General features: G+C 45.7%; 13 protein-coding genes. All 13 read left to right on the top strand.

All coding sequences use genetic code 11. The annotated features are described in order from the left end of the window. Window positions 1-167: 167 nt before the first annotated feature. Genes leuS through KS2013_RS10480 form a run of 13 tightly spaced genes read left to right on the top strand, consistent with a single transcriptional unit; the run spans window position 168 to window position 13,397 of the window. On the top strand, window positions 168-2,786 hold the full coding sequence (gene leuS, locus KS2013_RS10540; protein ID WP_068993576.1) for a leucine--tRNA ligase: 2,619 nt from the start codon (window positions 168-170) through the stop codon (window positions 2,784-2,786). Between the two features lie 22 nt (window positions 2,787-2,808). Continuing rightward, the gene (locus tag KS2013_RS10535; protein WP_068993573.1) at window positions 2,809-3,321 is read left to right on the top strand and encodes an LPS-assembly lipoprotein LptE; all 513 of its coding nucleotides are present in this window, start codon (window positions 2,809-2,811) and stop codon (window positions 3,319-3,321) included. 14 nt (window positions 3,322-3,335) lie between these two features. Next, a complete protein-coding gene (gene holA, locus KS2013_RS10530) occupies window positions 3,336-4,421 on the top strand; it encodes a DNA polymerase III subunit delta (protein ID WP_068993569.1) in 1,086 nt (361 codons plus the stop codon). Window positions 4,422-4,423: 2 nt separating this feature from the next. Next, window positions 4,424-5,083 carry a nicotinate-nucleotide adenylyltransferase gene (gene nadD / locus KS2013_RS10525; protein WP_083217836.1) on the top strand — a complete coding sequence of 220 codons (660 nt, stop codon included), beginning with the start codon at window positions 4,424-4,426 and terminating at the stop codon, window positions 5,081-5,083. An 8-nt stretch (window positions 5,084-5,091) separates the two neighbouring features. Beyond that, window positions 5,092-5,436 (top strand): ribosome silencing factor, encoded by a 345-nt coding sequence (rsfS, locus tag KS2013_RS10520; RefSeq protein WP_068993566.1) that lies wholly within the window; start codon window positions 5,092-5,094, stop codon window positions 5,434-5,436. Between the two features lie 20 nt (window positions 5,437-5,456). After that, on the top strand, window positions 5,457-5,927 hold the full coding sequence (rlmH, locus tag KS2013_RS10515; protein ID WP_068993562.1) for a 23S rRNA (pseudouridine(1915)-N(3))-methyltransferase RlmH: 471 nt from the start codon (window positions 5,457-5,459) through the stop codon (window positions 5,925-5,927). Between the two features lie 53 nt (window positions 5,928-5,980). Continuing rightward, window positions 5,981-7,930 carry a penicillin-binding protein 2 gene (gene mrdA / locus KS2013_RS10510; RefSeq protein ID WP_068993558.1) on the top strand — a complete coding sequence of 650 codons (1,950 nt, stop codon included), beginning with the start codon at window positions 5,981-5,983 and terminating at the stop codon, window positions 7,928-7,930. Continuing rightward, complete coding sequence (gene rodA / locus KS2013_RS10505) at window positions 7,920-9,038, top strand: rod shape-determining protein RodA (protein WP_407656672.1); 1,119 nt, start codon at window positions 7,920-7,922, stop codon at window positions 9,036-9,038. The genes mrdA and rodA overlap by 11 nt, the downstream gene beginning before the upstream one ends. A gap of 42 nt (window positions 9,039-9,080) precedes the next feature. Continuing rightward, window positions 9,081-10,082, top strand: a complete 1,002-nt coding sequence (gene mltB / locus KS2013_RS10500) for a lytic murein transglycosylase B (RefSeq protein ID WP_068993551.1) — start codon at window positions 9,081-9,083, stop codon at window positions 10,080-10,082. A 19-nt stretch (window positions 10,083-10,101) separates the two neighbouring features. Next, window positions 10,102-10,983 carry a septal ring lytic transglycosylase RlpA family protein gene (locus tag KS2013_RS10495; RefSeq protein ID WP_068993547.1) on the top strand — a complete coding sequence of 294 codons (882 nt, stop codon included), beginning with the start codon at window positions 10,102-10,104 and terminating at the stop codon, window positions 10,981-10,983. 37 nt (window positions 10,984-11,020) lie between these two features. Then, complete coding sequence (locus tag KS2013_RS10490) at window positions 11,021-12,187, top strand: D-alanyl-D-alanine carboxypeptidase family protein (RefSeq protein ID WP_228703671.1); 1,167 nt, start codon at window positions 11,021-11,023, stop codon at window positions 12,185-12,187. A gap of 59 nt (window positions 12,188-12,246) precedes the next feature. Then, a complete protein-coding gene (locus KS2013_RS10485; protein ID WP_068993541.1) occupies window positions 12,247-13,134 on the top strand; it encodes a D-amino acid aminotransferase in 888 nt (295 codons plus the stop codon). Then, window positions 13,131-13,397: a YbeD family protein gene (locus KS2013_RS10480; protein WP_068993538.1), complete on the top strand. Its 267-nt coding sequence runs from the start codon at window positions 13,131-13,133 to the stop codon at window positions 13,395-13,397. The genes KS2013_RS10485 and KS2013_RS10480 overlap by 4 nt, the downstream gene beginning before the upstream one ends. Window positions 13,398-13,405: the final 8 nt, after the last annotated feature.

The following is a 13,405-nucleotide window of genomic DNA, read 5'->3' as shown; positions in this document are numbered from 1 at the left end:
ATCTGCGAAACTTCACCTGAACTCCGCTAAACCTTGAAAAGCCTAACAATTAACCTTGTTGCTATTCTCCCTGTCAGGTAACATTAAGGGCTTATAGTTTGAGGCTTTATGGGGCTTTGCGCCTGACTCCTCCTAATCCGATTTCATAATTAAAGAAATTTTAGACAATGCAACTAACTGAGCACTATCAACCTTCTGAAATTGAAGGGAAAATCCAAGAGAAGTGGCAAAAAAATAAAACTTTCAAAGCGGTCGAAGATGCTTCTAAAGAGAAGTACTACTGCTTGAGCATGTTCCCTTACCCCAGTGGTCGATTACACATGGGCCACGTTCGTAACTATACCATCGGTGATGTTATTGCACGTTTCCAGCGTATGCAGGGTAAAAATGTGCTGCAGCCGATCGGTTGGGATGCGTTCGGATTACCGGCTGAGAATGCGGCGGTTAAAAATAAAGCGTCCCCGGCGCCTTGGACTTACGAAAATATCGATTACATGAAAGGTCAGCTGAAAATGCTGGGCTTTGCCTATGATTGGGATCGTGAATTAGCGACCTGTCAGCCAGAATACTATCGCTGGGAACAGTGGTTCTTCACTAAGCTGTATGAGAAAGGCTTGGTTTATAAGAAAACCTCATCAGTAAACTGGTGCCCGAATGACCAGACTGTTCTGGCCAATGAGCAGGTGGTTGATGGTGCTTGCTGGCGTTGTGATACGCCAGTTGAGCAGAAAGAAATACCACAGTGGTTTATTAAAATTACTGAATACGCTGATGAGCTGCTGGCGGATCTGGATAAGCTGGATGGCTGGCCAGATATGGTTAAAACCATGCAGCGTAACTGGATCGGGCGCTCGGAAGGGGTTGAAGTAGAGTTTGGTTTTGGTGACGAGAGTGATCATAGCGATAACCTTCGTGTTTATACCACTCGTCCTGATACTCTTTACGGTGTGACTTATCTTGCAGTAGCCGCGGGCCACCCAATCGCCACTATGGCGTCTAAAGATAATCCAGAACTGGCTGAGTTTGTGAGTGAATGCAAGAACAGCAAAGTATCGGAAGCTGAAATGGCGACCATGGAAAAGAAAGGCATGGCGACAGGCCTGTATGCCAAGCACCCGTTAACGGGTAAAGACGTCCCTATCTGGGTTGCTAATTTTGTTCTGATGGATTACGGCACCGGTGCGGTTATGGCAGTCCCAGCACACGATCAGCGTGACTGGGAGTTTGCTACTAAGTACGGTATTGAGAAGGCTCCGGTAATTCAGCCGGCGGATGGTTCTGAGCTGGACATCAGCGAAGCGGCCTATACTGAAAAGGGCGTAACCTTTAATTCCGATGAATTTGATGGCATGGAATTCGAGCAAGCATTCCATGCAATTTCAGCGAAGCTGGAAGCCGAGGGCAAAGGCGAGAAAACTGTCAACTATCGTTTGCGTGACTGGGGCGTTTCCCGTCAACGCTATTGGGGTGCTCCTATTCCAATGATCAACATGCCTGATGGCTCAGTGGTTCCAGCTCCTGAAGATCAGCTGCCAGTCCGTTTACCGGAAGATGTGGTGATGGATGGCGTGACCAGCCCGCTGAATACTGATGAAGAGTGGAAAAAAGCGGTTGTCGACGGCGTGGAAGGTGTCCGCGAAACAGATACTTTCGATACCTTCATGGAGTCGAGCTGGTATTACGCACGTTACACCAGCCCAGATTATGATAAAGGAATGCTAAACCCGGAGCAGGCAAATTACTGGCTGCCAGTAGATCAGTATATCGGTGGTATCGAACATGCCACCATGCACCTGATGTATTTCCGTTTCTTCCACAAATTGCTGCGCGATATCGGTCTGGTTAACTCGGATGAGCCAGCCAAAAAATTATTGTGCCAGGGCATGGTTCTGGCCGATGCCTATTACTACACTGATGAAAAAGGTGCGCGTCACTGGGTTTCACCGCTGGAAGTTGAAGTGAAGGAGCGTGATGACAAAGGTCATATCTCTAAGGCGATTGATCAGGATGGTAATGAGGTCGTTCATGCCGGTATGACAAAAATGTCGAAGTCGAAGAACAACGGTATTGATCCGCAGTCGATGGTGGAGCAGTACGGTGCAGATACCATGCGCTTATATACCATGTTTGCTTCGCCACCGGATCAAGCGCTGGAGTGGCAGGATTCAGCGGTAGATGGTTCGCTCCGGTTCCTACGTCGTTTGTGGAAAATGGTACAGTCGCATCAGCATAAAGGTGAAGTAAGTAAACTGGATGTATCTGGATTAAATTCGGATCAGAAAGCATTACGTCGTAAAACCCACGAAACGATTGCAAAAGTAACCGATGATTACGCTCGCCGTTATACTTTTAATACGGCTATTGCTGCGGTCATGGAGCTACTGAATCATGCAGGAAAAGCAGAAGAGATGACTGAACAGGATCGTGTTGTATTGCATGAAGCTCTAGAGACGGCGGTCTTGCTACTGGCTCCAATCGTGCCACATATCTGTTCTGAGTTGTGGACTGCTTTGGGTGAGCTAGTTAACGATGACGACCGTTCAGACGTTGTCGACGCTAAGTGGCCAGAAGCAGACAAGAGCGCCATGGTACAGGATGAGAAGCTAATTATCGTACAGGTAAATGGCAAGCTACGTGCTAAAATTACGGTTGCTGCCAGCGCCACAAAAGAAGAGGTTGAAGCTATGGCTTTGGCTGATGACAATGTTAAAAAGTTTACTGACGGCAATACTGTGCGTAAGGTGATTGTGGTACCAGGTAAGCTGGTAAATATTGTTGCGAATTAGGCTGTGACAGCATAGGTACTGAATGAAAATACGTTTAATCATACCATTAGTTTTCCTGAGCGGTCTTCTGACCGCTTGTGGATTCCATTTGCGTGGTGCTGGAACGGATCTGGATGGGGCGAAAGTTTGGCTATTAAGCGACAGTCCAAATGCAAGTTTTGAACGTACCCTGAAACAACGTCTTGCTTACCAGGGAGCACAACTTGTCCAGTCAGCGGAAGCATCAGAAATGCAACTGGCAATCGTAGATTATAATACTGAAAAACGTACGGTGGCTCGCGACAGTTTCGGCCGTGCCAGTGAACTGGAGTTGATTTTCACATTGAAATATCAGTTACTGACACCTGATACTATTACAGAAGGTGAGCCACAAACACAAACCCTGAATAGTAGACGAGAGTTTGCTTACCAGCGTACGCTGGAGTCAGGTCAGGAAAATGAGCAGCAACGCCTGATTGATGATATGCACCAGGACGTTATAGGTCGTCTCCTTTTACAGATGGCAACAACCCATCATCTGAACCCCATACAATAAACTCAGAAGGTCCCGTGAAGGTTTATCCAGAGAAATTAGAACAAGCTCTTAATCAGCACTATCCAGTTTTTCTGGTGGCTGGTGATGAACCTTGGCAAAAAATGGAAGCCGCTGATCAAATCCGAGCTCATTGTAAAGATCAGGGAATTTTAGAACGACAGATTATAGAAGACTCAACCGCCAGCAATCCACTTGCTGATCAGGCAGGAACCATGTCTTTATTTGCAGAAAGCAGGTTGCTGGAATGGCGCTTTGATAAATCCATAAAAAAAGCTCAGGGTGAAGCGATACAGAGTTTTATCAGCAGTCAGCCAAGTGATGTCTTACTGATTATTGCTCCAAAACTTTCAAACGAAAAACGCACGTCGTGGTTTAAAACACTGGAACAGGTTGGCATCGTTGTCGAAGTATGGCCAATACCTGCTGAAAGGCTTGGTGGCTGGTTACGTCAAAGGGCAACTAAACTTGATTTAAAACTCGATAATGATGCGCTACAGGTTCTGGTAGAGCGTTGTGAAGGTAACTTATTGGCTGCTCACCAGGATCTTCAAATGCTGGCATTATTGGCGAAGGATGGGGTGGTTACTGGTGATAATATCAGAGAGTATGTGGGCGAAAGCGCTCGCTACTCAATGTTTGAACTTGCTGATGCCTGCCTGTTGGGCCAGGCCGAGCGAGCACTTCGGATGTTAGCTAGCATCCAGGCAGAAGGAACTTATCCTTTACCGGTAGTGAATCAGTTACTGCGGGAATGCCAACAGCTAGCCCTATGGTCTGAAGAGGTGGCGGCAGGAACGCCCATCCCTGAAATTTTCAAAGCCAATCGAGTATGGCCCAAAAAGCAAAAGGTTTATCAGGCGGCTTTAAGTAATGGTAGTGTTAAAAAGTGGTACGCCATGATTCAGCGCTTAACCATGATCGATAAAGGGATTAAAGGACAGGCGGATATTGATGTCTGGCAGGAAATGGCGCAAGTGGTTTGTCTGATTTCTGGCGTCAATCCTTTCAGAGCAAGAAAGCCACAACGCTCAGCAGAGCAGCCATCCCAGGCCGCTAAAGACGGACTGAGTAATCTGAAAAAAGCATTTGGAATGTCGTGACCATGTTGCAGCAGAAAAAAATGGATATTATTCTTGGCGGGACTTTTGACCCTGTGCATTTTGGACACTTAAGAATGACCCAGGAGATGTTGAATCGCTTCCCTGATGCTAACGTTTCATTGATGCCTGCAGCCTATCCTCCTCACCGTCCGGAACCGGGTGCAACCCCAAGACAGAGAATTGAAATGCTGGAGCGGGTACTGAAGCAGTATCCGGAATTAAAAGTTGATAGCAGAGAATTGTCGCGACCAGAGCCAAGCTATAGTGTGGTTACCCTAAAGGAAATTAGGCGCGAAGTAGGGAATGATTGCCTGGTGTTTTTAATGGGCGCAGACGCCTTTGCCAAAATTGATGAATGGTATCAGTGGCAAGAGCTAATTGAATTAACCAATATTCTGGTAGTGGGGCGCCCCAGTAGCGAAATTCCGACGGCAGGGACAGTAGCCACGTTCTACAGGCAGCATGCGCTGAACGACGTGATGCAACTACCCAGTTACAGTCATGGAAAAGTTGGTTTTTGTCAGATGCCGCAACTGGATATTTCTTCAAGCTATATCCGAGAGCAAATAAATCAAGGCTTTTCGCCCCGATTTCTATTACCAGATGATATACTAGACTATATGTATCAGCATGGCCTATACGGCCTAAACCCTAAGAGTTAAGGTAACCAATGCAAGTTGAGCAAGTTAAGAATGTTGTTGTCGAGCAATTAGAAGACTTAAAAGCTAAAGAAATCAGTGTATTAGATGTGAAAGACCTCAGCACGGTAACGGATTATATGGTCGTTGCCAGTGGTACTTCTAACCGTCACGTAAAGTCGGTTGCTAACAACTTGGTCAGTGAAATGAAAGAGTTAGGTCTTCAGCCGCTAGGGGTTGAAGGTGATGATGTCGGTGAGTGGGTGTTAGTCGATCTCGGCGATGTGGTCGTTCATATCATGCTGGCCCAAACTCGGGACTTTTATCAGCTGGAAAAATTATGGGATCCTAACTGGAAAGAAGCTCGCTCTCAGTAGACCGTATAGCTTATACAAACATGCAATTACGCTTAATCACCGTTGGTCAAAAGATGCCGGGCTGGGTAGAGCAGGGCTATAAAGAATATGCGCGGCGATTCCCCAGAGATTTTGCATTGGAACTCGTTGAAGTTCCAGCGGTCAAACGAGGCAAGAACGCGGACATAGTGCGTTTAACTGATAAAGAAGGTGAGGCTATGTTGTCACATATTTCCAGTGGCGACTGGGTCATAGCCCTGGACGTTAAGGGTAAGCAATACTCAACGTCGCAATTAGCTTCTCAAATAGAGCATTGGCAGTTAAATCACCCTAATGTCGTGTTGCTGGTTGGCGGTCCGGAAGGACTGGCCCCGGCTTGTTTGCAAAGAGCAAATCAGAAAATTTCATTATCAAATTTAACTTTTCCGCATCCTTTAGTTCGCGTATTGATTGCGGAAGCGTTGTATCGAGCCTGGTCGGTTACGGTAAATCATCCGTATCACCGCGAATAACCGTTTGTAATACAGTGCACATAAGAACCTCATGAAGGGTCTAGTCATTTAACATGTTAAAAAAGCGTGAAGCTACAAAGGATGTAGGACGAGAGACGTCCATATTCTACATACGTTGCGTTATAGCTTTGATCATAGTGGTCGGCTTGATGGGCTTTTTATTAGCTCGAGAAATTAAACTCCAGGTACTGGAGCATGATAAATATCAGACTCAGTCGGAAAATAATAGAATTCAGGTCCGGCCGATTGCACCGGTTCGCGGTCTGATTTATGACCAGACCGGGAAGCTGCTGGCACAAAACCGTTCGATCTTTGCACTGGAGGTGGTACCGGAGCAGGTTGATAACATGGCCGATACGGTCATGCGATTGAAGCAGATATTCAGTATTTCAGACGAGCAAATTGAAAAGTTTTTAGAGCAGATCAAGTTCCGCCCCAAATTCAATTCCTACGCTATTAAAACCAACCTTACAGAACAGGAAGTGGCAACCTTTTCAATTAACCAGCACTTTTTCCCCGGTGTCAGTGTAGAAGCAAGATTGGAACGATACTACCCTTATGGTGCTACCTTGGTACATGTCCTCGGCAGAATGGGGGCGATTACGGAAGATGATCTTATCCGTATGGATGAGCGAGACGTCGCAAATAACCGTGAGATAGGGACGACACGACAGCGCTACGCAGCGACGGGCAAAATGGGAAAGCTGGGTTTAGAACGATATTATGAAGATATTCTACACGGTGACGTGGGTAGTGAAAAAGTTGAAACAGATGCTCGTGGGCGAGTGGTTCGTGTTTTAGAACGCAAAGAGCCAGTTACTGGAAAAGATTTACATCTTTACCTCAATTTGGCTTTACAGCAAAAGATCACTCAGTCAATGCAGGAAAAGGGTGTGCGCGGGGCGGTTGTTGCCGTTGACCCGGCTACTGGCGGTGTGTTGGCAATGGTTAGCCAGCCAGCTTACGATCCGAATATGTTTACCGGTGGTATTTCGAGCAAAGAATATCAGAAGCTGCTAACGCCTGAGCGTCCTTTATATAACCGGGCGGTACAGGGTACTTATCCCCCGGCTTCAACCATTAAGCCTCATTTGGCTTTCTTAGGTTTGAAAGAGGGCGTCATTACTCCCAGTACCAGAATTCGTGATCCCGGCTGGTTTTCATTACCTAACAATAACCATCGATATCGGGACTGGAAAGCATGGGGACATGGTAAAACGGTAGATGTGACACAAGCTATAGTTGAATCCTGTGATACCTTCTTTTACGACCTTTCGGTTAGACTTGGGATCAACCAAATTTACGAAGGGATGCGACAGTTCGGTTTCGGACAAAAAACCGGAATTGATATTGTGGAAGAAAAGGTGGGCATCATGCCTTCCAGAGAGTGGAAAAAAAGCACCCGAAAAGAACCCTGGTACAATGGTGATACCGTTAATATAGGAATTGGACAGGGCTTCTGGACAGTAACACCTCTGCAACTGGCTAACGCAACTGCTGTACTAGCTAATGATGGGATTCGATATAACCTACAGCTGGTTAAAGAGTTTGCCGAGGCAAACCGTTTTGAAGCAAACACTCCAGTGATGGCATACCACCAGATAGATACCAGTGATGGCAGTTGGCTGGATTTGGTAAAGAACAGCATGAAGGAAGTAACCGAGCCACCTAGAGGTACGGCCCGAACAGCTTTTGAGGGTGCGGAATATACGGTAGCGGGTAAGACCGGTACGGCACAGGTGAAGAGTATTGCACAGGATGAAGAGTACGATGCCACCAAAATTGCAGAAAAATTCCATGATAATGCCCTATTTATCGGTTACGCTCCCTTTAAGCGACCGAAAATAGCGTTGGCGGTAATGATGGAAAATGCCGGAGGTGGCGGCTCGAATGCGGCACCTTTGGCCCGTGAAATTATGGATTTTTATTTATTAGAGGTTTTACAAATTAACCAGCAATCTGAAGATGGCGGTGAGGAGAGCAACAGTGGCGATACGAACTAGTGCAGCCAATTCGCACAAAGCTCGCCGTAGCTTATTATGGCGGTTGCATATTGATGTGCCACTGTTGTTGGGGTTGTTAGCATTAATGGCATTCAGCCTGTTGGTTGTATACAGCGCTGGGGGTGAAAGTCTAGCTCTGGTGGAAAGGCAGGTGGTGCGCTTCGGAGCAGGACTGGTAGCAATGTTTATGTTGGCGCAAGTGTCGCCTCGAACGCTAAAAGAATGGGCACCACTATTTTTTGTTGTTGGGATTGGGTTTCTGCTTGCAGTGCTGTTTTTTGGTGAGTCCAGTAAAGGCGCTCAGCGTTGGATTAATATAGGGGTTCGCTTCCAGCCTTCGGAAATTATGAAATTAGCGGTTCCGATCATGGTCGCATCTTATTTTGCCGATAAGGCTCTGCCTCCAAGCTTTAAACATCTTTTGATAAGCCTGGTCTTGGTTTTTACTCCGATGATACTGATCATGCTACAACCAGACCTTGGAACCTCGTTACTAATCGCAGCATCAGGTCTTTTTGTTATATTCTTTGCCGGGCTGCGCTGGCGTTATATTTTAGGGGCTGGGCTGATTGGTGTCATTATGGCACCAATCATGTGGTACTTCGTTATGCATGATTACCAGAAAGGTCGAGTTCTGACATTCCTCAACCCAGAGAGTGATCCTCTGGGTTCGGGCTATCACATTATACAGTCTCAAATCGCGATTGGTTCGGGAGGAATTTATGGCAAGGGCTGGCTTAACGGGACTCAGTCTCAGCTAGAATTCTTGCCTGAGCGACATACCGACTTTATTTTTGCTGTACTGGGCGAGGAGTTTGGACTGGTTGGTATCATATTACTACTTGCTTTGTATTTGTTTGTAATCTGGCGAGGACTGTATATCAGTCTACAAGGGCAGGATACTTTTAGCCGCTTGTTGGGTGCGGCTTTAACCCTGACCTTTTTTGTATATTTGTTTGTAAATATTGGAATGGTCAGTGGTTTGTTACCGGTGGTCGGGTTACCATTACCACTGATCAGTTACGGTGGTACTTCTATTGTGACATTGATGGCTAGTTTTGGCATTTTAATGTCCATTCAAACGCACCGACGGTTACACTCGGCTTAACCTATATTCAAGGGTAATGTGGATTCATCCTGGGAGAAGAATGTGAGAAAAATTATCGTAGCAGCATTACTGGGTTTGAGTAGTTATGCAGCAAGTGGTGGTAGCGCACCAACTGAGCCAGAAGCTTTCGCTCAACACATGCAAGAAAAACATGGCTTTACTGCCAGCTATGTTAAAACTGTATTGTCAAAAGCTAAAGTAAAAGACAGCATTATCAAATTAATAACTCGTCCCGCCGAGAGTAAAGACTGGTTTGAATATAGACCCATATTCATTCAGCAGGATCGAATTAAGAAAGGCGTAGAATTCTATAAAGAAAACTATGAGCTTTTAAAAAAGGCTGAAGAGAAATACCAGGTTCCTGCAGAAGTAATTACTGCAATTATTGGTGTGGAAACAAAATATGGTCGCATCCAGGGTAGCGACGCGGTGATTGATGCCCTCAATACATTAGCTTTTCACTACCCAAAGCGCGGAAGTTTTTTCGCAGGAGAGCTTGAGCAATATTTCGTACTAGCCCGAGAGCAGGGCTGGGAAATTGGTGAGCCAAAAGGGTCTTATGCTGGCGCCATGGGAATGGGGCAGTTTATCCCAACCTCTTACCGGCACTATGCAGTTGATTTTGACGGTGATGGTAAAATAAATTTATTCAATAATACGGCTGATGCGATTGGTAGTGTCGCCAATTATTTTAGTGTTCACGGTTGGAAATTGGGCGAGCCGGTGGCTGAGTTTGTAGATATTGATGAGCCGATGGCCAAACGCTTTAAGAACGAGCAATTAAAGCCACAATTTACGATCAGTCAAATGAAACAGGCGGGCCTTGATTACAAAGGAGCCGCAGAGGATAGCGACATTGCAGGAATTTACCACTTTAAGCAAAAAAATCATTATGACTATTGGCTGGGGTTCCATAATTTTTATGTCATTACGCGCTATAACCGTAGCCCGTTATATGCCATGGCGGTTCACCAGTTAAGTCAGGAAATAGAAGCAGAATTTGCTATACATCAGCAAAAAGAAAAGACACATCGTGAATCTTAAGAGTGTGAGACGATAAAGCATGAGACATTCGAAACGAAGTATTCAATTAATTAGCAGCTTGCTGGCTTTAAGCGTATTGAGTGCTTGTACCACTACGGTGAGCCGTGATGATCAGCCAGCCTATGGTAGTGCTGCCGATCGAAAGATCCCGGATTATGCACCAGATGGTACTGCAAGCTCTTTCCAGGACGGTCCGGCAATCGAGCCGACGCCGAGGGTTGAAGAGAAGAGTGCTTTTGGAAATCCTCCCTACTATGAAGTGGATGGAGTGGTTTATCACGTACTGGCATCTGGCAATAATTACAAAGAAGTTGGGACGGCCAGTTGGTATGGGCAAAAGTTTCATGGTCGTCGTACATCCTCAGGCGAAGTTTACGATATGTATCAGTTCAGCGCTGCGCATAAAACATTGCCGCTTCCAAGTTACGCGCGGGTGACAAACATCAATAATGGTAAATCAGTGATCGTAAAGATTAATGATAGGGGCCCTTTTGTAAAAAATCGTTTGATTGATTTGTCTTATGCTGCCGCAAAGAAGCTGGGCTATGACGATAAAGGCACGGCCCAGGTAGAGGTGACAGTATTAAAGTCACCCAAGGGTGCAAACCGCATGGTTGAATCTGATGGAAAGTTAGAAATTGCACCTATGGATCAGCAACACGATAACGCCAAACTTTATGTTCAGGTTGGTGCTTTTGCTGATGAGATGAGGGCAGACACGCTAGCTTCCAGGTTACGTGATCATTTCCGTCAACCTATCAGTCTTACGGCAGTGGAAGTCAACGGTCAGACATTACAAAGAGTACGGATTGGTCCTCTGGAAAGTCCTCGCGCCGCAGAAGCTATCCTGGCGCAGTTAAAACAGTATAGTTTTGGCGCACCACGGGTAGTTGCAGATTAATTTATATTTTTAGGCTTAAATGAATAGTGTTGAAATCATGATGAAACGAATTTTTTCCATTGAAGTACTGATTTTTAGTTTGGTTTTGTTGATGGTAGCCAGCAATGCGCAGGCTATACAGCCAGGGAAGCCGAGTGTTGACGCCAGCTCATGGTTAATAATGGACTATGAAACCGGGCAGATTTTGATGGAGGAAAACTCCAGACAAAAGTTGCCTCCAGCGAGTCTGACCAAGATGATGACCAGCTATATCATTGCTGACCAGTTACACAAAGGTAACATCAGTGAGGATGATAAAGTCTTAATCAGCGAAAACGCCTGGGCACAGAACCCTAAGCTGAAAGGTAGCTCCTTGATGTTTGTTGAGGTTAACAAGTACGTGTCAGTGGAGGACTTACACCGTGGAATCGTGATTCAGTCGGGTAATGATGCAAGTATTGCCATGGCAGAGCACATTGCGGGTAGCGAAGATGCTTTTGCTGATCTAATGAATCAGTATGCCAAGCGACTGGGAATGAGTGATACTCATTTCATGAATAGTACAGGCCTTCCACATGAGCAGCATATGACCACTGCCCGTGACTTGGCTAAGCTGGCAAGAGCCTTAATAGCAGACTTCCCTGAAGACTATGCGATGTACTCAGAGCGTGAATTTACCTACAACAACATTACTCAGAAAAATAGAAATGAGTTGTTAGGAGATACTACTTTGGGTGTGGATGGAATTAAAACAGGCCATACAGAAGACGCTGGTTTTTGTCTGGTGTCTTCTGCCGAAAAGAAAGGAATGCGTCTTATCTCTGTAGTTATGGGTACCGACAGCATGAGTGCTCGTGCCAGTGAAAGCCGCAAATTGTTGAACTTCGGTTTCCGCTTCTACACCAATATTAATGCATTTGCCGCAGGAAAGCCGCTTAAACAGGCTGAGGTATGGAAGGGCGAAAAAGAGCAGGTTGGAGTAGGCTTGGCGCAGGACGCAGTGCTATCCGTTCTTAAAACAGAGAAAGATCAGTTAAAAGCAAACTATACCATGAGTGGTAAGCTGATCGCCCCGATCCAAAAAGGTCAGGTAGTTGGCGAAGTCACCTTCAGTATTGGCGACAAGGTAGTTAAACGCTTACCTATGGTAGCATTGGATAATGTAGAAGAAGCAGGTTTCTTTGGCCGTATGTGGGACTCTATTGCCCTTTGGTTTAATGACTAACTAACTCAACAGTCAAGACCGAACTATTATAGGCAGTAGCCAATTAGTATAGTGAGATTATGTCAGTTGCCTATCTAAATGGTCATTATGTAGACCTTGAACAAGCTAAAGTCCCGGTCCTGGACCGGGGCTTTTTGTTTGGTGACGGTATCTATGAAGTCATTCCCGTTTATGCCGGAAATCCTTTTCGTTTAACCAGTCATATTAATAGGCTACGTAAGAGCCTGGCTGCAATTTACATGTCCCTGCCACAATCTGATGATGAGTTGAAAACTATCATTGGTACCTTAATTGAGAAAAATCCTTACGATAATGCTTCCGTTTACCTGCAGATAACCCGCGGGGTCTATGTTGAGAGGCATCACGACTTTCCAGAGCAGGGTGAGGCGACTGTTTTCGCCATGATTTCACCGTTGCCTCCCGTACAAAAGCTTTCACAAGCTACTGAAATTAAAGGTTATTCTGTAATAACAGCTGAGGATATCCGCTGGCAACGATGCGATATCAAGGCAATAACGTTGCTGGCTAACTGTATGCTGAAGCAGAAAGCGCTTGAATCTGGCGCGGATGACACCATATTAGTACGCAACGGTGAGGCGAGTGAGGCAACATCTAGTAACCTGTTTATTGTTCGGGATGGTGTTATCATTACGCCGCCTTTGAGTGAGCATCTATTGGCAGGTGTGACTCGGGAGTTTATTCTGTTATTAGCTAATCAGCATGGCATTCCGTATGAAGAGCGCCCGATCCCTGAACATGAGCTGGAGCTTGCAGATGAAATCTGGCTAACCAGCTCAACCAAAGAAATCCGCCCAGTCGTCAAAGTGAATGATGTTACAATTGGTAGTGGTCAGCCAGGCTCGGTCTGGCGACAAATGTATGAATATTACCAAGTATTAAAAGAACGTTTATACTTGGGAGAAATTAGTGGTGAGGCTAAGTTATGACACAATATGATCGAGATAAAGTATGGGAGTTTCCATGTGAAATTTGCTTCAAGGTCATGGCTGTGCATCGAGAAGGTATTGATATGGAGGTGGCTGAGGTAGTCAATCGCCACGCGCCTAGTGACTACTCACCAACCTCAAAAATGAGTCGTGACGGTAATTATATATCTTTGTCTTTCATGGTTACGGTAGAAAACCGTGAGCAGGTAGACGCGATGTATAAAGAAGTTTATACCGTTGAAGGCGTAAAAATGACCCTGTAGTTAGAAAG

The organism is Kangiella sediminilitoris, from assembly GCF_001708405.1.
In the GTDB taxonomy this organism is placed as follows: Bacteria; Pseudomonadota; Gammaproteobacteria; order Enterobacterales; family Kangiellaceae; genus Kangiella; species Kangiella sediminilitoris.
This window is presented reverse-complemented; position numbering and strand designations above follow the sequence as displayed.

Excerpts from the sequence above, each read along its gene's own strand:
- nadD (WP_083217836.1), top strand. The coding sequence starts at position 4,424 with ATGTTGCAGCAGAAAAAAATGGATATTATTCTTGGCGGGACTTTTGAC.
- KS2013_RS10495 (WP_068993547.1), top strand. The coding sequence starts at position 10,102 with ATGAGACATTCGAAACGAAGTATTCAATTAATTAGCAGCTTGCTGGCT.
- KS2013_RS10480 (WP_068993538.1), top strand. The coding sequence starts at position 13,131 with ATGACACAATATGATCGAGATAAAGTATGGGAGTTTCCATGTGAAATT.
- mrdA (WP_068993558.1), top strand. The coding sequence starts at position 5,981 with ATGTTAAAAAAGCGTGAAGCTACAAAGGATGTAGGACGAGAGACGTCC.
- leuS (WP_068993576.1), top strand. The coding sequence starts at position 168 with ATGCAACTAACTGAGCACTATCAACCTTCTGAAATTGAAGGGAAAATC.
- KS2013_RS10490 (WP_228703671.1), top strand. The coding sequence starts at position 11,021 with ATGATGAAACGAATTTTTTCCATTGAAGTACTGATTTTTAGTTTGGTT.
- KS2013_RS10485 (WP_068993541.1), top strand. The coding sequence starts at position 12,247 with ATGTCAGTTGCCTATCTAAATGGTCATTATGTAGACCTTGAACAAGCT.
- rsfS (WP_068993566.1), top strand. The coding sequence starts at position 5,092 with ATGCAAGTTGAGCAAGTTAAGAATGTTGTTGTCGAGCAATTAGAAGAC.
- KS2013_RS10535 (WP_068993573.1), top strand. The coding sequence starts at position 2,809 with ATGAAAATACGTTTAATCATACCATTAGTTTTCCTGAGCGGTCTTCTG.
- rlmH (WP_068993562.1), top strand. The coding sequence starts at position 5,457 with ATGCAATTACGCTTAATCACCGTTGGTCAAAAGATGCCGGGCTGGGTA.